Source organism: Streptomyces cavernae (assembly GCF_004023625.1).
Lineage (GTDB): Bacteria > Actinomycetota > Actinomycetes > Streptomycetales > Streptomycetaceae > Streptomyces > Streptomyces cavernae.
This window is the reverse complement of the sequence record NZ_RPDJ01000073.1, coordinates 1-22,896: the sequence shown is the minus strand read 5'-3', so window position 1 is coordinate 22,896 and position 22,896 is coordinate 1. Positions and strand designations below refer to the sequence as shown.

At 67.9% G+C, this 22,896-nt stretch carries 19 protein-coding genes and 4 pseudogenes; 11 read left to right on the top strand and 12 right to left on the bottom strand.

From position 1 onward, the window contains the following. Window positions 1–61 precede the first annotated feature (61 nt). The 3 genes from EF387_RS44365 to EF387_RS44355 all read right to left on the bottom strand — a co-directional run bounded on the left by EF387_RS44365 (window position 62) and on the right by EF387_RS44355 (window position 2,005). On the bottom strand, window positions 62–649 hold the full coding sequence (locus tag EF387_RS44365; protein WP_128382274.1) for an NADP-dependent oxidoreductase: 588 nt from the start codon (window positions 647–649) through the stop codon (window positions 62–64). A 54-nt stretch (window positions 650–703) separates the two neighbouring features. Beyond that, the gene (locus EF387_RS44360) at window positions 704–1,168 is read right to left on the bottom strand and encodes a hypothetical protein (protein ID WP_128382273.1); all 465 of its coding nucleotides are present in this window, start codon (window positions 1,166–1,168) and stop codon (window positions 704–706) included. A 396-nt stretch (window positions 1,169–1,564) separates the two neighbouring features. Continuing rightward, entirely contained in the window at window positions 1,565–2,005 is a 441-nt protein-coding gene (locus tag EF387_RS44355) for a hypothetical protein (protein ID WP_128382272.1), read from the bottom strand. 152 nt (window positions 2,006–2,157) lie between these two features. Between EF387_RS44355 and EF387_RS49140 the strand changes: the two genes are divergently transcribed. Further along, the gene (locus EF387_RS49140; RefSeq protein ID WP_238432054.1) at window positions 2,158–2,703 is read left to right on the top strand and encodes a hypothetical protein; all 546 of its coding nucleotides are present in this window, start codon (window positions 2,158–2,160) and stop codon (window positions 2,701–2,703) included. Here EF387_RS49140 and EF387_RS44345 read toward each other — a convergent pair. Further along, window positions 2,704–2,928: pseudogene (locus tag EF387_RS44345) on the bottom strand (AAA family ATPase); the annotation flags it as partial. It lies immediately after the preceding gene. Window positions 2,929–3,385: 457 nt separating this feature from the next. Here EF387_RS44345 and EF387_RS44340 point away from each other — a divergent pair. Next, entirely contained in the window at window positions 3,386–5,023 is a 1,638-nt protein-coding gene (locus tag EF387_RS44340) for a YVTN family beta-propeller repeat protein (RefSeq protein WP_128382271.1), read from the top strand. Between the two features lie 265 nt (window positions 5,024–5,288). On the opposite strand, the gene EF387_RS46945 is transcribed toward EF387_RS44340, so the two are convergent. Further along, window positions 5,289–5,432 carry a hypothetical protein gene (locus tag EF387_RS46945; RefSeq protein WP_155589835.1) on the bottom strand — a complete coding sequence of 48 codons (144 nt, stop codon included), beginning with the start codon at window positions 5,430–5,432 and terminating at the stop codon, window positions 5,289–5,291. Between the two features lie 530 nt (window positions 5,433–5,962). Between EF387_RS46945 and EF387_RS44335 the strand changes: the two genes are divergently transcribed. Further along, window positions 5,963–6,145: a hypothetical protein gene (locus tag EF387_RS44335; protein WP_128382270.1), complete on the top strand. Its 183-nt coding sequence runs from the start codon at window positions 5,963–5,965 to the stop codon at window positions 6,143–6,145. Window positions 6,146–6,606: 461 nt separating this feature from the next. Here EF387_RS44335 and istB read toward each other — a convergent pair. The 6 genes and pseudogenes from istB to EF387_RS44300 form a co-directional block, all read right to left on the bottom strand. Then, window positions 6,607–7,191: pseudogene (gene istB, locus EF387_RS44325) on the bottom strand (IS21-like element helper ATPase IstB); the annotation flags it as partial. Window positions 7,192–7,426: 235 nt separating this feature from the next. After that, entirely contained in the window at window positions 7,427–7,660 is a 234-nt protein-coding gene (locus EF387_RS44320) for a hypothetical protein (RefSeq protein ID WP_128382269.1), read from the bottom strand. 112 nt (window positions 7,661–7,772) lie between these two features. Then, complete coding sequence (locus EF387_RS44315; protein WP_128382268.1) at window positions 7,773–8,468, bottom strand: ABC transporter permease; 696 nt, start codon at window positions 8,466–8,468, stop codon at window positions 7,773–7,775. Next, window positions 8,465–9,370, bottom strand: a complete 906-nt coding sequence (locus tag EF387_RS44310) for an ABC transporter ATP-binding protein (RefSeq protein ID WP_128382267.1) — start codon at window positions 9,368–9,370, stop codon at window positions 8,465–8,467. Before EF387_RS44310 ends, EF387_RS44315 begins: the two co-directional genes overlap by 4 nt. Then, window positions 9,367–9,741, bottom strand: coding sequence for a GntR family transcriptional regulator (locus tag EF387_RS44305; RefSeq protein ID WP_128382266.1), 375 nt, complete (start codon window positions 9,739–9,741; stop codon window positions 9,367–9,369). Before EF387_RS44305 ends, EF387_RS44310 begins: the two co-directional genes overlap by 4 nt. 266 nt (window positions 9,742–10,007) lie before the next feature. Further along, a complete protein-coding gene (locus tag EF387_RS44300) occupies window positions 10,008–10,433 on the bottom strand; it encodes a hypothetical protein (protein ID WP_420802703.1) in 426 nt (141 codons plus the stop codon). A 229-nt stretch (window positions 10,434–10,662) separates the two neighbouring features. On the opposite strand from EF387_RS44300, the gene EF387_RS44295 reads away from it, so the two are divergent. The 7 genes and pseudogenes from EF387_RS44295 to EF387_RS44270 all read left to right on the top strand — a co-directional run. Then, window positions 10,663–11,517: an IS5 family transposase gene (locus EF387_RS44295; RefSeq protein ID WP_128382265.1), complete on the top strand. Its 855-nt coding sequence runs from the start codon at window positions 10,663–10,665 to the stop codon at window positions 11,515–11,517. Beyond that, complete coding sequence (locus EF387_RS44290; RefSeq protein ID WP_238432053.1) at window positions 11,514–11,840, top strand: hypothetical protein; 327 nt, start codon at window positions 11,514–11,516, stop codon at window positions 11,838–11,840. Before EF387_RS44295 ends, EF387_RS44290 begins: the two co-directional genes overlap by 4 nt. Before the next feature lie 259 nt (window positions 11,841–12,099). Next, entirely contained in the window at window positions 12,100–13,290 is a 1,191-nt protein-coding gene (locus EF387_RS44285; protein WP_128382264.1) for an IS110 family RNA-guided transposase, read from the top strand. A 730-nt stretch (window positions 13,291–14,020) separates the two neighbouring features. Continuing rightward, entirely contained in the window at window positions 14,021–19,510 is a 5,490-nt protein-coding gene (locus tag EF387_RS44280) for a DNRLRE domain-containing protein (protein WP_162467341.1), read from the top strand. A gap of 98 nt (window positions 19,511–19,608) precedes the next feature. Then, window positions 19,609–20,268, top strand: a complete 660-nt coding sequence (locus EF387_RS49135) for an RHS repeat-associated core domain-containing protein (protein ID WP_238432052.1) — start codon at window positions 19,609–19,611, stop codon at window positions 20,266–20,268. 32 nt (window positions 20,269–20,300) lie between these two features. Next, window positions 20,301–20,804, top strand: coding sequence for a hypothetical protein (locus EF387_RS44275; RefSeq protein WP_128382263.1), 504 nt, complete (start codon window positions 20,301–20,303; stop codon window positions 20,802–20,804). Between the two features lie 199 nt (window positions 20,805–21,003). Then, a pseudogene (locus EF387_RS44270) lies at window positions 21,004–21,321 on the top strand (hypothetical protein); the annotation flags it as partial. Window positions 21,322–21,437: 116 nt separating this feature from the next. On the opposite strand, the pseudogene EF387_RS44265 reads toward EF387_RS44270, so the two are convergent. Then, window positions 21,438–22,265, bottom strand: a pseudogene (locus EF387_RS44265) (aminoglycoside phosphotransferase family protein); the annotation flags it as partial. A 77-nt stretch (window positions 22,266–22,342) separates the two neighbouring features. On the opposite strand from EF387_RS44265, the gene EF387_RS44260 reads away from it, so the two are divergent. Further along, on the top strand, window positions 22,343–22,896 hold a 554-nt coding region (locus EF387_RS44260; protein ID WP_420802702.1), incomplete at its 3' end, for a helix-turn-helix domain-containing protein.

Sequence of the window (22,896 nt, the reverse complement as noted above, 5' to 3'; positions counted from 1 at the left end):
CATCGTCAGCTGCCCTCCGCCGCCCCTGACCAAGTAGCAGCAGACTGCCGAGCAACAGGACTCACCGCCTCAACAAGCGGCCCTTTTCACTCGTACGTGACTGGCCGCGTTCACGTGTACGCCGACAGGTGGCCACTTTCGCCCCCATCCAGACGGCGAGCTGGATGGCGAGGGTGCCGACGCCCCCAGCTCCGCCGGAGATAAACACCTTGTCGCCCTCGGCGACGCCCACCACGTCGCGGAGCGCCTGCAGGGCGGTCAGCCCGGGCAGAGGCAACCCGGCCGCCTCGGCGAAGTCCAGGGACTCGGGCATCTTCGCCACCAGCGTCTCGTCGACGACAGCGTAAGGGGCATAGGCGCCGAGCTTCGTCTTGTCGACCCGGGCGAACACCCGGTCGCCGGCCGCGAAATGGGTGACGCCCGCGCCGACCGCCTCGACCACGCCGGACAGCTCGCTGCCCGCCACCAGGGGAAGATCAAGGTGCGTCAGCATCTTCATCTTGCCTTCGCGGACCTTGAAGTCGATCGGGTTCAGTCCTGCGGCCCGCACCCGGATGAGCACCTGGCCGTCGCCTGCCGTCGGCTCGGGGACATCCCGGAATTCCATCGCGCTCGCGTCCCCGTACCGGGTCAGCACGTATGCCTGCATGTCAGTGTCCTGCCTTCACTGTCGCATATCCCTTATCTGCATAAAACGTAGCAATTAGGTTAAATGTTCCGTGTGTTGTCGTCCTCTTCTTGCTGTCCTCGTGGCTGCTGCCATCACGGGTATGCGACAGCTGACTTCTGCGGCGCAGTTGGCCCAGTCGCCGACGGAGAGCCGTTGCCAGGCGACAGCGACATCGGTGTGGATGCCCAGGGTGCGGGCGAGGATCGCGGCGGGGATCTCGGTGGCGAGCTGGAAGAGTGCGGTGCTGCGAGCCTGGTTGGGACGAATTCCGAGCTGGTTGAGGCGTTGTGTCAGCTGTGTGGTGCTGATCGGCCGTCCGGGCTGGCCTCCGGGGAAGAGCCATGGAGACGGCGCCAGGGCGCCGATGGTCGCGTGCCCCTTGCGGTTCGCGGCGACAGCGCGGGCCAGCTGGGCGACGGGCTCGGGCAGTTGGACGGGTGCATTGCCGAGTTGGGGGCGTACTTCTTGAGCGCCGACCTCGACGCCTTCGGTGGTCAACCGGTGGATTGCTGACGGTCCTTGGGCGTAGAGGAGGAGTAGCAGCCCGGCAAGGCGGTCTTCGGGCTTGAGGGTGTCGTCGTGCAGGAGCCGGCGTGCGACGTTCCAGCGGTGCTCGTCGTCGAGTGGCTGGGTGGGGCCGTTCCAGCGGATGGCGGGGACGTGGACGGTGGTGAGCTTGTTGGTGCGGGCCCAGCGGATGAAGTGTCCGGCCGTGTGGCGGTAGGCGGCGGAGTCGTCGGTGAGCCAGCGGTCGAGGTCGGCTTGCCGGCAGGTGGCCAGGGTGAGGTCGTGGGCTGTCAGCCAGTTCAGGAAGGCGAGGGCCGCGTGGGTGCGTTGACGTGCGGAGTTGAACTGCTGCGGGGTGATGGGGCGGTCGTTGTTGCGTCGGCGAAGTCACCGGATCAGGTGCCAGATCGTGTATCGGTGCAGGATTTTGCGTTGTTCGGGGTCTGGCTGGGATGCGAGGAGGCCGGTGAGGAAGCGTTCGAGGCGGACCATGTACTCGTCCCGCTCGGGCAGGGCGCCGACGCCGGCGAGGACTTGGCGGAGGTAGGCAAGGGGCGGGCTGTCGGGCAGTTCGTCGAGGGCCTCGTGGGTCAGGGCTCGTCGGCCGGCTGCGAGGTCGGACAGGACCGGGGAGACAGACGGCTTGTTCAGCCACCGCCTGGTGGTGATGGGGTGTTCGGTGGTGGCGATGTTGTGCCGGAGGGCTTCGAGGCCAGGGTGGAGGGCATCGGACGGGGGACCCAGCAGTTCGCCCAGGCGCCGGTTGATGAGACAGCGGGCGCACTGCCCACCACCAGCTCCTCCTCGACGCGAGCGACGACAAAGCACGACGGCTCGAGAAGGCGGCCGACACCGCCCGCGCCCGCTTCGGATCCAACGCCGTCTTCCCGGCCTCCCTGGCCCCCTCGCCCTGAACCCCCCGCGCCCCGAACTCCCCCATGCGGCCTCCCGGGCAAGCCCCACGCCCCTACGATGCGGTGGTGCGGAAGACCAAAGCGTCCAAAGAAGCCGTCGCCGAGACCCTCACCGAACTGGCCCGGCGGGGCGTCACACTCACCCCCGCGACGGTGGAGGACACCATCGAGCGCAACGTCCACGCAGTGGCCGACCAACTCGGCATCCAGGTGCGATCAGCCTGGCGCTACTTCGACGCCTCCGCACTCGCCAACAGCGTCGCCCAGAGCGTGCAGGTTGCGCTCGTCGCCCGCGAGGCTGCTCGCCGGGTCGAGCGGACGATCGGCGGCACCGTCGACCGGTACGACGTGCCGATGAACCGGCCGTGCCCGTACTGCGGCGACGTCCTTACCATGCACGCCGGCGGTAGGGAAGACAACAGGGCGACGTGCGCCGGCCCCGACTGCGCTGCCCCGGTCGGGCTCGTCGACGGACGCCGCACCTGGTCGAGCGCCGAGCAGCTCGCCGCGCTGCAGCGTGAGCTCGACGGCGCCGACCGACGCAGGAAGCGGGCCGAGGCTCGGGCGCGACAGCGGGCCGCGGTGCGGGCTCGGGAGGGCGCTGCAGCGTAGCGACTCGGACTCGGTGGCGGAACACCGCAGAACCGTCCGGGCGGCGGCGTATTCCGCGGCCAGGGCCCGCAGCACGGTCGACTTTCCAATTCCGGCGGGCCCGTGCAAGAGGACGCTGCCGCCTCGGGAGAGCTGGCGCCTGGCAGTGGTGACCAGCTCCTCCCGCCCGATGACCAGCTCGGACCGCTCTCTCACAGGCTCCTCGAAGTCCCGTCCCACGGTCACCGGCCCTTTCGTGTCGTGTTCGGGACAATATTAGGCAGAAAAGCCTTGAGAAACGGGGAGTTGGTGAGTGAGGGTAATAACAAGAAGGCTGTATACGGAATTTCTGTGGGATGGTGAATGAATACGGGCTGATGAGGGCTGATGGGTCGGTGAGGGCTGACTGGGGCCGTCATGGCCGGTGACCATGGGCAGGCCGACCGCCGCCTCCACCGGCTGGAGCGACGACGGCAGGGACGGTTCCGTCGTCGAACTCCCGTCTTCCCGCGACGACCCGCACGACGCACGACCGCCGTCCCGCCCGCCGGGGATTACGGGACGGCCCCTCAGCAGCCCGTGTGTGGCGGGCTGGTCTACATGGCCGACTCCCTGGATGCAGGGCTACCACGGGTGAGTGGATCGCCTGCCTGGTGCGGCGCGGTAATGCCGGCACGCCGGGGAGTTCCGCTAGTCGTGCCGCATGTCGACTGCGAAGAAGAACAGGTGCCGACCGCGGCCGTGTGCGTGGGTGCGGGTCTGCATGGTGGGGTTGGTCGTGGTGGCCGGCCTGGCCGTACCGGCTGTCGCCCCGTCGCCGGCTTGGGCCGCCCCGGACCCGGACGTCTACGTCGCCAACGCGGATGGGGACAGTGTGTCGGTGATCGACGCGGCCACCAACACGGTCACCGCCACCATCCCCGTCGGTGATGCCCCGTTTGCTGTGGCGATCAGTCCGGGCGGCCTGCACGTCTACGTCGCCAACGCGGATGGGGACAGTGTGTCGGTGATCGACGCGGCCACCAACACGGTCACCGCCACCATCCCCGTCGGTGATGCCCCGTTCGCTGTGGCGATCAGTCCGGACGGCCTGCACGCCTACGTCGCCAACGCGGATGGGGACAGTGTGTCGGTGATCGACGCGGCCACCAACACGGTCACCGCCACTGTCCCCGTCGGCCGCTTCCCGCGGGATGTGGCGATCAGCCCCGACGGCCTGCACGTCTACGTCGTCAACGAGAACTCGGACAGCGTGTCAGTGATCGGCACCGCCACGAACACGGTCACCGCCACCATCATCGTCGGCGCGGTCCCCAGGGGTGTGGCAATCAGCCCGGACGGCCTGCACGCCTACGTCGCCAACCTTGAATTCGGCAGTGTGTCGGTGATCGACACCGCCACCAACACGGTCACCGCCACCATCGGAGTGCCCCATGCTCCGGAGGACGTGGCGATCACCCCGGACGGCCTGCACGCCTACGTCACGACCGGCAACAAGTTGTCGGTGATCGACACGGCCACCAACACGGTCACCGCCATCATCCCCGTCGGCCGCTACGCGAACAGTGCGGCAATCACCCCGGACGGCCTGCACGTCTACCTCACCAACCCGCCCTGGGACAGTGTGTCGGTGATCGACACCGCTACCAACACGGTCACCGTCACCATCCCCGTCGGTGACTACCCCCAGCGTGTGGCGATCACCCCCGATGGCCCGGCACGGCCTTCCCTGAACATGAGGAAGAGCCACACTGGGAACTTCACCCAGGGCCAGCAGGGCATCTACCTCATCACCGTAGGCAACAGCGGCCCCGGCGCGACCGACGGCAGCAACGTCACCGTGCGCGACACGCCCCCACAGGCGCTCACCGCTACCAGCATCGGCGGCACGGGATGGAGGTGCAGCCGGTCCACGCTGACCTGCACTCGCCATGATGTACTTCCGGCCGGGCAGAGCTATCCGCCGATCACGCTGAACGTCGACGTCTCCTGTGAGGCCTCCGGCCGCGTCACCAACACCGCGACCGTCACCGGAGGTGGCGACAGTGCCACCCACACGGCTGCCGACCCCACCACCGTCAACCGCAGTGATCGCTGCCACCCCGCGAGCCTCGGCGAAGTCATCGCGAAGAAGAGCCTGAACGTGCGTCAGGCGCCCACCACTCGCTCGAAGGTGGTCGGCAGCCTCCGAGCCCACCAGAAGGTCTGGATCAAGTGCAGGGCGTTGGGACAGAAGGTCCAGGGGAACAACGTCTGGTACAACCTTGACCAGCGGCCGTACGGCTGGGTCTCCGCCCGCTACGTGAAGGTCTTCGGCCCCGTCCGGCGATGCAATGGCTGACTCCCGAAGAGACCGGTACTCGCGCGTCCCTTCGGCCCAGTGGGAGCACGCTGACCATGTGGCCTGCTGCACATCACGGAGACCTCAGGGCAGCAGCCCCGCTCTGCGGGCCGCCACGACCGCCTCCAGGCGGGTGTGCGCATTCGGCGAACACAGAACGGCCCCCGGCATCGCGACGGGGGCCGTTTTGTATGGGGAGTCGGCGACGCTACTCGTCGTCGGTCTGCAGGTCGGTGCGGCGGCCGGGCTGCAGCTCGCGCGCATCCTAGTACCGACGCACCTCGTCGAGATCCCATTGATCGCGGGTGCTGCCGGGCTGCCGCTGCGGCTGCGGGAAGTCGTCGTGCGCGCGCCGCCATGCGTGGATCGCCTGTCGCGTCGTGCCGAGCTCGGTAGCGAGCTGCGACATGTTCACCAACCTGGGTCCCCCCTCGCCCGCGTCTCGCGACTGCGGTTCTTCCCGCTCTGGCATGTCGACCATCCTGCCCCAACCTCGTTGAAAAACAGGTGCCCGTACCGTCGAACCCGCACACCGGACGCCCCGGCCGGCGCCGCGAACGCCATACGGCCGGGGCGGACCGCGCCCCGCAGCCGCTACGCCGAGAGGTTCGATCCGTGCGTGATGGTAACGGTGAGCTGATCAGCTCGCCCCCGACCAGTGACCGCCGACAGCTCTCAGCGAGATGCAGCCGGACATCACCAAGTGGTTCGACCGCAACGTGTGGACCAATGCCCTCAACAGCACCGGCTTCACCGTCACCCGCACCTGACCGAACCAGGCTGCTGGCCCCCCGCCGAGACTGACAGGACCGGCTTGCCCACCCCGAACCAGCAGGGTTTGCCCAGGCCCAGGCGGCAGCTTGCCCACCGAACCTCTCGCCGCCAAGCCGCCGGCCGCGATGCGAAGCCTTCCGGATCGCCCGACGTAGATTCGGATGCATGAACGACTCCGTCAGACGTATCGACCCCTCGACCGACCCCGCGTCGGCAGCGATCATGCTCGGCTGCCAGCCGCAGCAGATCGGCCCCTGCGCCCGGTGCCAGGGACTTACCGTTCGATACGGCAGCAACGCCCAGTTGATCTCCCCGGCCTGCTGCGCCAAGGACCAGACACCCACCTAGCGCTGGCGTCGCAACCGATCCCGCCGGGTGCGGTGCGACCCCTCGGCCGCCGGTGAGCTGCGCCGCCGGCCGATGCCGACCGGCGCCTCGGGGGCAGTTGCTCCCTTGGTGGGCCCGACCGTTGCCTGGACGGTTGGCTGCACCGTTGCACCGAGAGGTGCACCGAGAGGTGCAGCACCTTTCAGCGTGCTTCCGGCGTTCGCCCAGCTCACCCCCCACGGGCAAGCCCTTATCCAGGAGGGTGACCCCGGGGCCCAGGCCGTCAAGCGCGCTATGGAACAAGAGCGCGTGCGCAAGAACGTCAGGCCGGCAGAAGATCCGCCCTTGCGGGTGGACTTGGACGCCGGCACGGTGCACATTCGCCGCACTCCTTACGACGGGCAAGAACAGGAGCCTCCACCCTGACAGCTTCCTGAGCGACAGTTGCGGCTCCTGGCGAGGAAGGGCTTGGTGGTGCAACGTCAGCCGGAGGCGTCGTGCGCGGCGGCCCGGGCCTGCGTAAGGGCCAGGCGGTAGGATTCGGTGCCGGTCTGGATGAGGTTGCCGCCGAAGGTGAGCCGGTCGACGATGGCCGCGCAGAGCCGGGGCTCGGTGAAGGTTTTGGTCCAGCCGCTGAAACTTTCGTTCGAAGCGATGGCGACGCTGTTCTTCTCCTCGCGCTCGGTCAGAACCTGGAACAGCAGCTCAGCGCCCCTGCGGTCCAGCTCCATCTAGCCCAGCTCATCAATGCAGAGAAGATCGACTCGGCCGTAGCGGGCGATGGTCTTGGTCAGCACCTTCTCGTCCGCGGCCTCGACCAGCTCGTTAACGAGTTTGGTGGCAAGCGTGTAGCGGACCCGGCAGCCGGCCATCGCGGCTTCGGTGCCCAGCGCGATCAGCAGGTGCGACTTGCCGGTGCCGGAGTCGCCGATCAGGCAGAGCGGCAGTCCCTTCTTGACCCACTCGCAGGTCGCCAGGGTGTGGATGACCGCCGGGTCCACGCTGGGGTTCGCCTCGAAGTCGAAGGCCCGCAGTGATTTCTCGCGTGGGAACTGGGCGGCCTTGATGGCCCCGAAGTCCTAGCCCAGACACGGGGGAGCAAGTAACCCATCGGTAGTTCCTGGAAGTCCGCACACGCCGTTTCCCGGTGCATGGTGGCCTCGTTGGGCTGATCGGGTGAATGCCTGTGGAGCCGACGGCAGGGGCTGGCGTGCGGCAGGAGTGGACGCCAGCGCCGTTGCGTTGCTTCCTGGACTTCCCGGTGGCGCCTACGACCCCGTAGCCGATACTCGGGCTCGACGTTCAGGAGTCGCGGCGGGCATTCCTTCGCGGCGCGATGAAGACGGCCCAGGCGGTTATACCCAGGCCCGGGCCGATGGACGAACCTAGCGCGACACCGTAAGCGAGGTTGTCGAAAAAGCCCCCGACGACGACGCCGACGAGGACGCCGAAGGCAGCGCCGAAGGCGATCCAGATCCCGAGATTTGCCCAGATCCCGAGACCTGGGGCGGGCGGGGGCGTGTTGTTGCTCGTCATTGCATCTCTCCTAAGGACGCGGGTGGACAGGGTTGACAATCTGGCGGCCCATCACGGCGGATGTTGGTGTTTGCGTTGTCCGGTGTCCGGAGCGGCCGAGTGCCCGCCGCGCCTACGCCGTGGCACGGCGGATGAGCCTGTACCCGCCGACCGCGAACGCGGCGGCCACCAGGACCGGCCAGCCGGCGAGCAGCGCCGTGGGGGACTGGTCGAGCAACCAGCGGCCGATCGCGTGCCATTGCCGGGTCCACGTGATCAGCGCGGCGGCCAGCCCGAGCGCTGTGAAGGCCAGGGTGAGGCTGGCGAGGACGCCGGTGGTGCCCCAGCGCAGGTACAACGTGCCGAGCAGGATCCCGAGGTGGGTCACGACCAGCATGAGTACCGCGTACCCGAGCAGGAGCAGCACCGGGGGGGCGTCATCCATGAACGGCAGGCCGAAGAAGCGCATCCCCACCCCCCAGTAGCCGGTGGCCTGTTCCACGGCGCGCAGCAGGCAGAGCACCAGCGCGTAGACCACCGACTGGACGACCGCGAGCAGCGACCAGGCCAGGTAGAACTCCCGGCGGGTCACGCTCATGCCCAGCGCGTACGGGAAGATCTGGGTGACCGAGACGGCGGCCATCCCGATCGCGACGCCGCACAGGCTGACCAGGCCGCCGGTGTTCGTCACGCCGTCGTCCGGGTCGTAGTTCGCCATGAAGGTCAACAGGTTGATGCCGAACGCGACGGCCATCATGCCCCACGTCCAGCCCACGATCTGCGGCCAGGCCGGCATCTGGAGACGGGCCACCTGACGGATGCGGTTCATCGGGCGGCCTCCCGGTCCGCCAGCGCCGTTGTCGTCGGCGGTACGGTCAGGCGGACCACGAGTTGCTGCAACGACAGCGGCTCCAGCTCGACGTTCAGCGCCTGCGCGAGCGCCTTCGCGTGCGGTCCGAGCCCATCGAGGATGGTCGACCGGACCAGGCCGCTCAACCGCTCGCGGTGCAACTCGGTGCGTCCGGCGGCGAACCCGTCCACGGCCTCCGCCCGTCCGGTGGCCGCCACCGCCCGCCCGCGCAGGTCGTCGGCGTCCTCATCGAGCAGCAGCCGGCCACGGTCGATGAGCAGCACCCGCTCGACCAGATCGCTCACCTCGTCGATGAGGTGGGTGGACAGCACCACGGTGCGGGGATGCCCGGCGTAGTCGGCGAGCAGGCGGTCGTAGAAAAGCTGCCGGGCGGCCGGGTCGAGCCCGAGGTACGGCTCGTCGAAGAACGTCAGGGGCGCCCGCGCGGCCAGCCCGACGGTCACGCCGAGGGCCGACAGCATGCCCCGCGAGAGCCTGCGGACCAGCCGCCCGGCCGGTAGCTGGAAGTCCGCGGCGAGGCCGTGCGCGAACGTGTCGTCCCAGTTCGCAAACAGCCGGCGTGCGGTGCGAAAGACGTGGCGCACGGTGTAGACGTGGGGGTAGCGCTGGCTCTCCCGGACGAAACAGACCTTCGACAGGACGGCCGGGTTCTCCACCGGTGGCGCGTCGAAGACCGACACGTTCCCCGACGACGCGAACGCCTGCCCGGTGAGGATCTGCATCAGGGTGGTCTTGCCCGCCCCGTTGCGCCCGAGCAGGCCGTAGATCGTGTGCTCGGCCAGCGCGAAGCTCACGTCGTCGAGCGCCGTGACGTCACCAAAGCGCTTGGTCACCCCGTGTGCGGTTACCACCGCCGTCATCCCAGGTCCCTCCCGACAACCGCACCGAATGAATCGATCATCTTCATCAGCTCGTCGTGGCCGATGCCGAGCTTGCGCGCCTCCGCGAGCAGGGGTTCCACGTACTGTTCGGTGAACCGTTCCCGTCGCCGCTCGCGCAGCCTGGCCCGGGCGCCACCGGCGACGAACATGCCGATGCCGCGTCGCTTGTAGAGCGTTCCCTGCGACACGAGTTGGTTGACGCCCTTGGCCGCGGTGGCCGGGTTGATCCGGTGAAAGGCGGCAAGCTCGTTGGTGGACGGGACCTGGGCCTCCTCCACCAGCGACCCGTCGATGATCGAGTTCTCGATCAGCTCGGCGATCTGAAGGAAGATCGGTCGGTCGTCGTCCATCGTTGGCTTAGCCGCCCAACTGGTTAGCTACATGTGTAACTAACCGTGCAACCTTGCCCCGCGGCTGTCAAGCCGCCCGGGCGTCCCGCGACCTCAGCCGACGGCGGCGCCGGGACCCGTTTCCCGCTCAGGAAAGGCAGCCGGGGATGCGTGGGCACCCCCCGTCAGCGTGCAGACCACTTCGCGCATCCGTGCACACGACTTCGAAAAGTGACACCGTGATCGCAAACCCGCAGGTGGGCAGTGTCGACAACTCGCGTCGAGAATCAACGTCGGTGAACGGTGTGGCCGGTAGATTCCGACATGTGCTCACCGGCTAGGCGCGGGGCTCGACCTTCGATCCGTATCTGCGGCCGGCGAACAGCGACATAGGCCCGCACCATCGGATAGGTCACCTCCACCGCGCCGTGCTCGTCCAGCAGCCGGTCGAAGATCTGCTTGACGGTGTGCCGCTGCTTGCGCGGCGCGTCCAGGTCCGCCCGCAGCATCTGGTCGATGGCCGGCTTGAAGGCGTCGAGCCGCGTCTTGCGGGGCGGCAGCTGCTTGCGCGGCTCCGGCCAGACGGACTCCATGGCCGCCTTCACCGTCCGGAAGCCCACCCCGTACTTGCGCTGCAAGGCCCGGTTCGACATCCCCGCCCGGGCATCGCGGCGTATCGCCGCGTACAGATCGACCTTGGACTTCGGTGGCACCGGCGCCCCCTTACCACGCAGAGCATCCCCAGCGTCCCACCGCAAGCCCCCAAGCGGTTTCAAAACTCGGCGATATCACTCTCCGCCAACACCGGGCGGTGTCGCCGCCGATCGACAACCGGTGTCAGTGGGTGTTCTGCGAGTATTCGGCGTTTCTCGTCGCGCTTGAGGACGGGTTGTCCGGTTCCAGTACTTCACGGTCGGCCGGGGGCGCGGTCTGCTGGAAGGCGTGGACGGGCGCCAGCCGTACCCGAGTGATCTGCCGGATGAGGCATGGGAGCTGATCCGGCCGGTCATCACCGCGTGGAAGGCGAGGCACCCCTCGGTCAGCGGGCATGCGGGCCAGTACGAGATGCGGGAGATCGTCAATGCGATCCTCTACCAGGCCCGTACCGGCTGCCAGTGGCGCTACCTGCCCCACGACCTGCCGCCGAAGAGCGCGGTGTACTACTACTTCGCGCTGTGGCGGGATGACGGCACCACCGAGACCATCCACGACCTGCTGCGCTGGCAGGCCCGCGAGATGCGCAGGCGTCCCGAGGACCCCACCGCGGTGGTCCTGGACTCGCAGACGGTGCGGGCCTCGGCGAACGCGCCGAAGGACACGACCGGGCTGGATCCGGGCAAGAAGAGCCCGGGCCGCAAGCGGGGCATCGCCACCGACGTCCTCGGCCTGATCATCGCCGTGGTCGTGACCGCCGCGAGCGTGCACGACAACGCGATCGGGATCGCCCTGCTGAACAAGGTCGCCGCCGCCGCGCCCACCGTGACGAAGAGCTGGGTGGACGCCGGGTTCAAGCAGGCCGTGGTCGAGCACGGCGCCCGCCTCGGCATCGACGTGGAGATCGTCCAACGCGAGCCAGGTGCAAGAGGGTTCATCCCGGAACCGAGGCGATGGGTCGTGGAGCAGACATTCGGCACCCTCATGCTCCACCGCAGACTCGTGCGGGACTACGAGACCCGGCCGGCCAGCTCGGTGGCGATGATCCACTGGTCCATGAGCGACGTCATGCTCCGCCGCCTCACCCGCACCGCCACCCCGACCTGGCGCGATGCACCCCAGGCGAGCGGGAGCGGGCGGTGAGACAGCTCCTGGACAAGATCGAGGCCCGGCAGCGGCTGGTGCGCGAGACCGTCGAACGGCTGCGCGAGCAGATCACCGAGCTCACCGAGCAACTCGCCGCCGCCGAGAAGACCCTGGAGCGGCTGGAGATCACCCGGGAGACCATCCTGGAACTGGTGGCAGAGGACGGCACCCCACCGCCCGAGCCGCTGCCGCCGGGCTACCGCGAGATCCTGGCTCTCTTCGAGCAGAACACGGACAGGCTACGCGCCAAGGACGTCTGCCACACGCTCGGCACCGGCACACCGAGCCGGGACATACCGAAGGCATGCGCGCCAAGCTGAAACGCCTGGTAACCGCGGCATCCTCACCGAATCCGAGCCCGGACTGTTCACCCTCGCCCAGCTGGCACCCGCCACCCCAGAGACCAACTCAAACTGAAATCAGGCGAAGGCCCGCAGAACACCCACTCAGTGATTGGCCGCCCGGTGCCCCACGACGACTCGGCTGCCAATTAGGAATTGCGAATGATCGCTCCGTAGGGAATCGACAGCGAGGTCGTCCGTCGGGAGGTATCAGCACCACACCGCGCGGAGGCACCACATGGCCGTGATCTGGGCCGGCATCGACGCAGGCAAAGTCCATCATCACTGCGTCGCGATCGACGGGGACGGCCGCCGGCTGCTGTCCCGACGTGTTACCAACGACGAGCCCGAACTGCTCGAACTCCTCGCCGACGTCCTGTCCTTGGGCGAGGAGGTGATCTGGGGCATCGACCTGACCGACGGCGGAGCTGCCCTGACCATCGCGATCCTGCTCAACCATGGCCAGCCGGTGCACTACATCTCCGGCCGAGCCATCCACCGCGCCTCCGAGAGCTACCGAGGCGAGGGCAAAACCGATGCGAAGGACGCCGCCGTCATCGCCGACCAGGTCCGCGTCCGCCGTGACCTGCACCCACTACGGACAGGCGACGACACCGTCACCGACCTCAAGATCCTCACCGGCCGCCGCATGGACCTGGTCGCCGACCGCACTCGCACCGTCAATCGCTTGCGAGCCCAGCTCACCGGCGTCTTCCCCGGCCTGGAACGGGCGTTGGACCTGACCAATACCGGCCCGCTCACGTTGCTCACGGGCTACCAGACCCCAGCGGCCATCCGCAGGATCGGCGTCAAGCGTCTGGAGACCTGGCTGCGCAACCGCCACGTCGTGCGCCCGGACCGGCTCGCCGAGATCGCCTTTCAGGCCGCCGAACGGCAGCACACCAGCCTGCCCGGCGAGAAACTGGCCGCGGAGCTGGTGCACACCCTGGCTAAGGAGGTGATGGGCCTCAACCAGCAGGTCGCCGATCTCGACAAGGACATCGAGGCCCGATTTCGCGACCACCAAGCCTTCGACGTGATCACCAGCATGCCCGGCCTGGGCATCATCCTCGGCGCAGAATTCCTGGCCGCCACAGGCGGCGACCTGACGGTCTTCGGCACTGCCGACCGTCTCGCAGGTTTCGGCGGCGTCGCGCCTGTGCCCCGCGATTCCGGGAAAATCAGCGGTAACCTGCGACGCCCACAGCGATACAACCGCCGCCTCCAACGCGTCTTCTACATCTCGGCGTTGTTCAGCATCCGGCACTGCGATGAGTCACGTCAGTTCTACGACCGCAAACGCGCCGAGGGTAAACGCCACACCCAGGCCGTCCTCGCCCTTGCCCGTCGCCGCGTCAACGTCCTCTGGGCCCTTCTACGCGACGGGCGGTGCTACGAGCTCACTCCACCCGGTGCTCTCGCGGCTTGACAGACCGCATTAAGAATCACTGACCCGTAACTCCTTCGCATCAGCGAACTCGGCTCGCACACGGAGAACCGCTCGGCAGCCAGCATCCGGATGCCTTCCCGGAACTGCCGGCGCTCGTCCGTCAGCCCACCACCCTGCGCATACCTCATAACAAACGGCGTACTGCAACCCGAGTTCAAGCTCAGTAAGCGCCGAAGAAACAGCGGGCCAGTCGAACCCCTCGCAGAAACCGGACTCGCCCCAGACCCGGACAACTCACTGCGACACCACGCGTTCAAGCTCAGTAAACCGTGCCTCTGTAGGTGTGCTTGGATGCGTCTCTTCCGCTTGCCGCCTGGTCCGACCGACGGGCGATAGGCGCACAAAAAAGGCAGAGGCTTTGCGGCCGAAATACAACCCACTGAGCCCCCCGGCTTCGCAAAATCTTCCGTAAGGGCGCATTCCACTTGACGTTGATTTCGATGTAATCACCCTCCGTATGTGGCGAAATAAGTGATGCCCGCTATGCAACAAGTGTGACTTAGGGATCAAGCGGCCAGGTGCAGTAGCTGACAGTGTTCAAGTCGTGGCTCATTAAGGGCCATGACAAGTGGTGAGGTGCATGTGAAGATCTCCAACCGGTGCGGAGAGATATCTGCGCCAGAGAGGTCTTCCCATGTCATATCTCTTCCAGAGATCCGCGCGGCACAAGGCCGCTGGCTCTGAGCAGCCCCAGTTACCTCTCTCTTCGATGCGCCGGTTGCGCCCGGTCGCTGCGGCGCTGACGCTTCTGATGGCCCTCGAGGCTGCCGTGGTCGTGGAGTCCACGGGCCAGGCTGTCGCGCTGCCGCAGGATGTGCCCGCAAAGAAGGCGAGCGCACCCGGCAAAGCGCCCAAGGAACTTGGACCCGCCACAGCGGCTACCGTTGCGGCTGCCCGGTTGAAGGCGAAAATCCAGAACCGCCGGATCGAGGCCACCGACGCTCGCACGGAGACCTCGACGACCTACGTGAATCCCGATGGCACGGTCACGGAGGAGGCGTATGCCGGTCCGGTCCGTTTCAAGGGTGATGACGGTTCGTGGCAGGACGTCGATGCTTCGCTGACCCAGGCCGAGGACGGGTCGATCAGGGCCAAGGGGCATCCTCACGGGCTGACTCTGGCGGGCAGGCATGCTGCTCCGAGGGGCCTGAAGGCGGCCGGTGCGCCGAGCGCGTCGGCGCCGGTGCCGCTGGTGACCATGGAGGATCGTGCGGGCCGGCAGATGCAACTCGGCTGGTACGGCGCGCTGCCTACGCCCACGGTTGAGGGTGCCGAGGACACTGTCGCCCGGTACAAGGATGTGCTGCCGGCGACCGACCTGCTGATTGAGTCCACGCGGACCGGCTACGAGCAGTTACTCGAGCTCAAAGATCGTTCCGCTGTCGACGCCAACGGCCAGGTCACCTACAGCCTGAAGGCCGAGGGGCTGACGGCGAAGGCGCACGAGGACGGGTCGGTCACCTTCACCGACGCGAAGGGCAAGACCGCGGGGGTCCTGCCGTCGCCGGTGATGTGGGATGCCCGCATCAATGAGAACTCCGGTGAGCACACGCACACGGCGAAGGTCGGGGTGAAGGTCGCGCAGGACGGCGACACGATCATCATCACCCTGACGCCGGACGCCGAGTTCCTGGCCGACGAGGCGACCCGGTTCCCGGTCACCATCGACCCGACCATCAATGTCGGCGCCAGCTTCGACACGTTCGTCCAGCAGGGCTACACCACCGACCAGTCCGCCGCCACCGAGCTGAAGATCGGCAACAACGGAGCGGGGGAGAAGGCCCGTTCGTTCCTGTCGTTCCCGATGAAGAACATCACCGGGAAGCAGATCTCCGCGGCGAAGCTGAACCTGTTCGAGTTCCACTCCTGGTCGTGCACGGCCAAGGGCTGGGAGGTGGTGGCCACGGAGGCCGCGAGCACCAGCACCCGTTGGACGAGCCAGCCGGGCTGGGGCGATACGTACGCCACCAGCACGCAGACCAAGGGCTACTCCAGCTCCTGCAACGACGGCTGGGTCGGCGCGGATGTGACCGCGCTGGTGAAGACGTGGGCGGCCAAGGGCAACGCCACCAACTCCGTGGGCCTGCGCGCCTCCGACGAGTCCGACCCGTACGGCTGGAAGCGGTTCAACTCGGGCAACGCAGCCTCCAACACGCCGTACCTGTCGGTGACCTACAACTCCATCCCCAACGTCCCGACCCTGATAGCCCCGGCGGACAAGGCCGCCACAAACAGCACCACGCCGACCCTGTCGGCGAAGGCGCTGAACGGCGACGGCTCGCAGGTCAAGTTCGACTTCGAGGTCTGGGCCTCCAACGGCACCGCCGCGCTGCGCACGGGCTCCAGCGGCAACGTGGCTTCCGGCGCGCAGGCGTCCTGGAAGCCTGCGGCTCTGCCGGCGGGCGGTTACAAGTGGCGTGCGCGGTCGTCGGACGGCAGTGCGAACAGCGCCTGGTCCGCCTTCCGTGCGCTCACGGTGGACACCACCGCGCCCGCGGCGACGAAGGTGTCCTCCGCCGACTTCCCGGCCGGTGAGTGGTCCGGTAAACCCAACGACAACGGCGACTTCACCGGCACGTTCACCTTCACCCCGCCGGCCGGCGATGTGAAGGAGGTGCAGTGGAACGTGGACGGCGGCGCCTGGCAGTCGGCGGCCACCACCGGCACCGCCGTCACCGGCAAGCCGGTCTTCCGCGCGGGCAAGCACGTCCTGACCGCTCGCACCAAGGACGCGGCGGGCAACGTCTCGACTGCGACCAGCTACACCTTCTACGCCGGTTCCGGCGCCGCCCTGCTCACCCCCGGTGACGGCGATCGATCGGCCCGCCGCACGGAGCTGACGGGTCAGGGCAAGACGGGTGACACCGGGGTGCGTTATCAGTACCGGCGTGGTGAGACAGACACCTGGAAGGACATCCCCGCCAAGGACGTGCGCCGCAAGGCCGACGGTTCGACCCCGGCCGCCTGGCCGGCGAAGGTCACCGCTGGTGAAGCCGAGGCGCTGATCTGGAACATCACCGACACCCTAGGCGAAGACGGGCCGGTAGAGGTCTGTGCGGTGTTCACGGACGGGGCCACCAGCGACGCCTCCCCGGCCAGCACCATCACGGTGGACCGCAACGCGGGCCAGGCTCCCAGCGAGGAGGTCGGGCCCGGCAGCGTGAACACGCTCACCGGTGACTTCGGCCTGTCGGCCACGGACGCCTCCGGCTTCGACCTGACCGCCACGCGCACGTTCTCCTCCCGCCGTCCGGCCAACGGTTCCCAACAGGAGGGACAGGTGGCCATCCTCGGCCCCCAGTGGACCGCGGGCACCCTGGCCGAACTCACCGAAAGCAACTGGACCTACGTCCGCAAGACCTCGGCCACCTCAGTGGCCGTCGTGGACGTGGACGGGGAAGAGACCGGGTTCACCGCGGCTAATGGCGGCGGCTGGAAGCCCCAGACCGGAGCGGAGGACCTGACGCTGACCGGCACGCTGACGGGCTCCTTCACACTGAAGGACACCGAAGGCGCCACCTCGGTGTTCACCAAGACCGACCCGGCCGCCGCCACCTGGCAGCTGTCACGGACCTTCCTGCCCACGGAGAACTCCACCACGACCGTGTACTCGGAGAAGGTCACGGTGGACGGAAAGACCCTGGCCCGGCCCAAGTACGTGATCGCGCCGTCCTCGGCGGCCTCTGCCGCCACCTGCGCGAACGCACCGTCGACCAAGGGCTGCCGGATCCTGGAGTACCAGTACGCCACCACGACCACGGCAAACGGAGACACGCTCGGCGACGTGGCCGGGCAGGTCACCCGGATCCGCCTGTGGACCACCGCCCCCGGAGCGTCGAACTCCACCGCGACCGTCGTCTCCCAGTACGCCTACGACAGCGCCGGCCGCCTGCGCGAGCAGTGGGACCCACGTGTCACCCCGGCGCTGAAGACCGCTTACAGCTACGACAGCGCGGGCCGCGTGGTCACCCTGACCCCGCCGGGCGAACTGCCGTGGACGTTCGAGTACGGCAAGGCCGGTTCCAACGCGGCGGCCGGGGACGGCATGCTGCTGAAGGTCTCCCGCCCGACGCTGAAGGCGGGCACCAAGGACGAGCGGGACGGCGGCAAGGCCGTCACCTCCATCGTCTACGACGTGCCACTGTCCGGGGACAAGGCCCCCAACCAGGTCTCGCCCGGCGAAGCCGCCAAGTGGGGCCAGAGGGACGCCCCCACGGACGCCACCGCCATCTTCCCCGCCGACCAGGTTCCCGCCTCACACACCGGGGGCAATCTGGCCGCAGCCAACTACGACAAGGCCACCATCACCTACACCGGCGCGTCGGGACGTGAGGTCAACACCGGCCTGCCGGGCCGGCACCTGACGGTCAAACAGTTCGACCGGTTCGGCAACACCGTCTTCGATCTGACGGCCACCAACCGTGAACTGGCCCTGGGCACCGGCGACTTCCAGGTCGAGACCCAGAGCGAACTCGGCATCCTCGCCGACTCCCCGGCCGAACGCGCCCGCAAGCTCGGCACCGTCTCGGTGTACTCCGCCGACGGCAAGCGCGAGCTGGAGGAGTACGGACCGCTGCACCTGGTCACCCTCACACGCGCCCTCAAGGGCGACGAGGACAGCCCCGACCTGCCGGCCCGGTCCCTGGTCGCGGCGCGCAAGCACACCGTCAACCGCTATGACGAAGGACGGCCCACCGATGGCAGCGCCACGGTGAGCGATCAGATCACCGCCACCATGGTGGGCGCAGCGATCGACGGCTACCCGACCGACGGGGACGTACGCACCACCGCCACCGCCTACGACTGGGTCAAGGGCCTGCCCACCAGCGAAGTCATCGACCCCGACGGGCTGAAGCTGGCCAAGAGGACCAGCTACGACGCCCAGGGCAGGATCACCAAGACCACGCTGCCGAAGTCCAACGGCGACGACGCCGGAGCCACGGTGACCCGCTACTGGTCCGCCACCGGCACCGGTACCTGCGAGGGACGGCCGGAATGGGCCGACCTGGTGTGCTCAACCGGCCCGGCCGGCAAGATCACAGGGGGCGGCTCCAACCCGGACGAACTGCCGGTCAAGACCGCCGAGTACGACCGCTGGGGCAACCCGGCCAAGGTCAGCGAGACAGCAGGCGGCGTCACCCGCACCACGGAGAACACCTACGACGCCGCGGGCCGTCTGAAGCAGGCCCAGATCACGGGCGGTGTCGGCACCGCGGTACCGGCGCAGACCACCACCTACCAACCGGACAACGGTGACGTGTCAACCGTGACGAACGGCACGGCCACCATCCGCCGTACCCGCGACGTCCTCGGCAGGGAGATCTCCTACGACGACGGCGCGGGCAACATCACCCGCAACGAGTATGACAACCGCGACCGCAGGATCAGGGTTGCTGACTCGGCCCCCTCCACGGTCAGCTACGACTATGACAACCCCGCCGGTCTGCCCACCCGGATCCACGACTCGGTGATGGGCACCATCGGCGATGTCACCGGCTCCTACGACTCCGACGGCCGCCTGTACCAGCAGAAGCTGCCGTGGGGCATGGACGTCGAGTTCAACCTCGACCCCACCGGCAGCGAGACCTCACGCTACTGGCACTGGGAGACCGGCTGGACCGTACAAGGTGAGTCCAGCACCGAGTCCATCCACGACCAGGTCATAACCCGCACTACGTACACCGGAGGCGGCGCCTACCAGGAGTACACCTACGACGCGGCAGGCCGCCTGACCAAGGTGGACGACTCCCAAGCCGGCGTCACCACCCGCCGTGACTACGCCTTCGACGACAACACCAACCGCACGGCCCTGACCACCACCATCGACGACGTCGACGGAGGCACACCCACCGCCAACACGGTCAACTCCACCTACGACAGCGCCGACCGGCTCATTCGCCCGGTACTGTCTACGACGCCTTCGGCCGTACCACCGCACAGGCCGGCGGCGCTCAGAACGCCTATTACGCCAACGACCTCGTCCGCCAGATCACGGCGAACTCCAAGCGCACGACCTGGGACCTGGACGCGGTCGGGCGCCTGGCCTCCTTCACGACCGAGGAACAGGCCGAGGACGGCACCTGGAGCAAGGACGCCACCAAGACCAACCACTACGGCGGCGACGGCGACAGCCCGGACTGGATTGCGAAGAGCAACAGCACCATCAGCCGCAGCCTGGAGGACCTGTCCGGCAACCTGATCGCCACCACCAGCGCGACCGGCGACGTCATCCTGCGACTGGCCAATCTGCACGGCGACATCGCCACGCAGATCCCGCTGGCCGACGACACCACACCGGTGGTCAGCACCTACGACGAGTACGGCCGGCCGCTGCCCGGCACCGACTCCACCCGCTACGGCTGGCTCGGCAGCAAGCAGCGCTCCAGCGAAACCCCCAGCGCCGTGACGCTGATGGGTGTGCGGTTGTACGGCCCCGCCACCGGACGCTTCCTGAGCGTCGGCCCTGTCCCCGGCGGCTCGGCGAACGCCTACGAGTACTGCGGCGGCGACCCGATCAACCGCTACGACCTCGACGGAAGATGGTGGAAGCCCCGCTTCAGCGCGGGCGCACGACTTGGCTGGCACTACGCAAGCCGCGCCTACGGCAAGGCCGCCCGGTGGAGGAACCGCCAGCAAGCGCGGATCGTCGGAGTCGGCCTCGCTTACGTCGGCAGCCGCTATCTGGGCTACCGATGCAGGTACAGCTACGGTATGCGCGTCTGCTCCGGCGGCATCGGTCTCCATGCCAGGGGTGGAACCACACTCGGGACCACCTTCTTCACACCGAAGAGGAATCCCAGCCCTGCGCTCATGCGGCACGAGAAACGCCACAGAAGCCAGTGGAAGCGGTACGGCTTCCGGTTCGGATACATGTACCTGAGGGCCGGAATCAACGCTTGCCGCAACAAGTGGGAGCGCCGCGCCAATTGGACCGATGGGGGGTACCTGAATTGCTGAACCAGTCCCGGCGACGACCAGTGTGGCCCTTCGTGCTGCTGGGGTCGGTACTTGGCCTGACCGTCCTCGCCGCTGCCGGTATGTGGATGTACTTCGTCTACAGGCTGTCCGACCCGGCGACTTCTCTCCTGTACGGCATCCGGATCGATGGATCCCGAGTCTCGGTCAAGGCCCCCATCTGCCCTACGGACAAGTTGGGCACCGTCGAGGTGTACAACAGCGACTCCGAAAAGCTGGTCTGGCGGGCAAACCGCCCGAAGACACCTGAGGGGGAACGGGGCATGGTAACGCTCTGGAAGGCGGACGACTTCCTCAAAGCGAGTCCGGAAACACAGCCCAGGACCTTGCCGACGTACCTCGATGTCTCCGTCATATACGCCGGGGGCGAGGGCGGCGGAGGGGATGTCTTCGACGTCCGCAAGGTCAAGGCTGCGCGTGTCCCGACGGGACAGTACTGGACCCACGACGGTTTCAAGACCGCCACACAGATCGACGCACAACTCAAGTGCCGATCGGCCGGCAAGCCGTCCCCTTGACCGCGTCGGCCCTCGAAGAGGCGAACGACCTCTTCGAGGGCCCTACGGCGTAACCCGCCCGAGTAAGAGGTGGTTGATCTTGCGGCGACCTGAGCGTCGAAGAACAGGCACAGATCGGCGGCAAAGCCCCGCGTCCCCCAGGCCGTCGCAGCGGCCTGAGCATCAGAAGTCCCAGTCCAGTTCATCCTCGTCGACTGCGACAGCCGTCGCCCTCGCCGCCGAGGCCGATGTCCACCGCATGGCCCTCCTCAAACGGCACGTCGACCTGAAGAACGAGTTCTACGAACGCGTCCGCGTCGAGACCCACCAAGTCCCGGAGACCGAGAAACGACTCCGGGAAACGGTCACCAAGCTGAGGAAGATTATTGCCAATCAGAGAGCCGAGATCGAAGAGCTCCGCCAGCAGGTGACCAGGCTCGCCCTCGCCAGCGCTGTGCTCACTCAACAGGACGATACGCAAGCAGAACACGCACCTGCACCGGACAACGTCGTTCCGTTCCGCTCGCCGAAGGCTTGAACCCGTCCGGCTCCCAGGGCTGTCATTGCGCGTGACTGCGGGAGCCGCTTCGAAGTGACAGCGGGAGTGAGCGGCGCGGCGGCCGAGTGTACGGTGGCCAGAGAGGCCCGGTGGTGTCAAAGGCCCTTCAGGACACGATCAAGCGCCGACCGGCCTGCGGGCCCCCAGTGCGGCTTGCCGCCCGGCAGGCCGCGGTCCCCGTTCTGACCCATCAGCATCAGGAACAGGCTCTTCATTGCGGCCAGCCCACGCGCCCGTCGGACCGCCGCCTCGTCCGCCTGCGCATAGCTGTCGAAGAACCGCGAGGCGCCGCCCGAGGGGAGCAGCACCCAGGCGGCCGCAAGGTCCCAGGCCGGGTCGCCGGCGAAGACATCGCCGAAGTCGACGACGCCCGCCAGGGTCCCCTCGGCGGCGACGACGTTCGCGGGATGCAGGTCGCCGTGAACCCACACTCGCGAGCCCTCCCACCCCGGAGCCGCAGCCGCGTCGTCCCACACGGCTCGGATGTCGTCCTCGGCGAAACGGCCGAGGTCCACAGCCCGCAGGAAGCGCTCGAAGCCCTCTGTGCACTCCTTGGGGTGACCGCCGCGGTCCGAGGCGTCCGGTGCTCCGGCGGGCGCCTCCACATGCAGTGCTTTGAGGAAGGCCGCCAGGATGTCGGCCGCGTGGTCGCTGCGGGTGATGGAGCCGTGGTCCAGCGGCGTGCCCTCAACCCATGTCATGACGGTCCAGATCTTGGGGAAGCGCTCGGACGGCGCACCGTCCCGCACGGGGACCGGGATCGGCAGCGGCACGCGCGAGGCCAGGGTCGGCAGCCACCGGCGCTCCTTGAGCTGCAGATCCGGGTTGGTGTCCATCCGCTGTATCCGGACCGCCAGCTCGTCCCCGAGGCGCCACATCTGGTTGCCCCAGCCGCCCGCCACCTCACGGATGGGTAGCGCGGCTACTGATCTCGGCTCGTTAGGGTGATGTTTGCTGAACTTCCTGATGTGGGTGCGGTGTTGCCGGTAGTCCGTGGTGCGTGAGATATGCGGATGGGGGCGGGCTGACGCCTGCAGCACGGCGGCGCCGGGAAGCGGTACGGATGCAGGCGGCAGAGCTGTTCGCTCAGCAGGTCAAACCGCCCGAGGTGGCCCGGCAGCTGCGTGTGAGTGTGAAGTCGGCTTACCAGTGGCAGCAGTTGTGGCGGCAAGGTGGTGCCGACGCGCTGCTTTCCCGAGGGCCGAGCGGGGGCCGGTGTCGCCTCTCGCCGCGCTGTCTGGACAAGCTCGCCGGGTATCTCGAGCAGGGACCGGCCGCGCACGGCTGGATTGAGGACCAGGTGTGGACGGCTGCACGCGTGGCCACGCTGATCGGCAGGAAGTTCCACGTCTCCTACAGCGTCTCGGGCGCGACGAGGCTGATGCGCCGACTCGGTTTCACTCCGCAGATGCCCGCACGCAGGGTGGCCGAGCGCGACGAAGAGGCCGTGACCGGCTGGAAGGAGGCGACCTGGGTGGAGGTAAAAGGGCCCGGGCGGCCTGCGGGGGTTACATCTGCTTCGAGGACGAGGCGGGCTTCACCCGCAGGCCGCCC

Bases quoted from the DNA above. Each gene is read 5' to 3' on its own strand.
- EF387_RS44365 (WP_128382274.1), bottom strand. From the start codon at position 649: ATGCAGGCATACGTGCTGACCCGGTACGGGGACGCGAGCGCGATGGAA.
- EF387_RS44340 (WP_128382271.1), top strand. From the start codon at position 3,386: ATGTCGACTGCGAAGAAGAACAGGTGCCGACCGCGGCCGTGTGCGTGG.
- EF387_RS46945 (WP_155589835.1), bottom strand. From the start codon at position 5,432: ATGTCGCAGCTCGCTACCGAGCTCGGCACGACGCGACAGGCGATCCAC.
- EF387_RS44335 (WP_128382270.1), top strand. From the start codon at position 5,963: ATGAACGACTCCGTCAGACGTATCGACCCCTCGACCGACCCCGCGTCG.
- EF387_RS44320 (WP_128382269.1), bottom strand. From the start codon at position 7,660: ATGACGAGCAACAACACGCCCCCGCCCGCCCCAGGTCTCGGGATCTGG.
- EF387_RS44315 (WP_128382268.1), bottom strand. From the start codon at position 8,468: ATGAACCGCATCCGTCAGGTGGCCCGTCTCCAGATGCCGGCCTGGCCG.
- EF387_RS44310 (WP_128382267.1), bottom strand. From the start codon at position 9,370: ATGACGGCGGTGGTAACCGCACACGGGGTGACCAAGCGCTTTGGTGAC.
- EF387_RS44305 (WP_128382266.1), bottom strand. From the start codon at position 9,741: ATGGACGACGACCGACCGATCTTCCTTCAGATCGCCGAGCTGATCGAG.
- EF387_RS44285 (WP_128382264.1), top strand. From the start codon at position 12,100: ATGGCCGTGATCTGGGCCGGCATCGACGCAGGCAAAGTCCATCATCAC.
- EF387_RS44280 (WP_162467341.1), top strand. From the start codon at position 14,021: ATGCGCCGGTTGCGCCCGGTCGCTGCGGCGCTGACGCTTCTGATGGCC.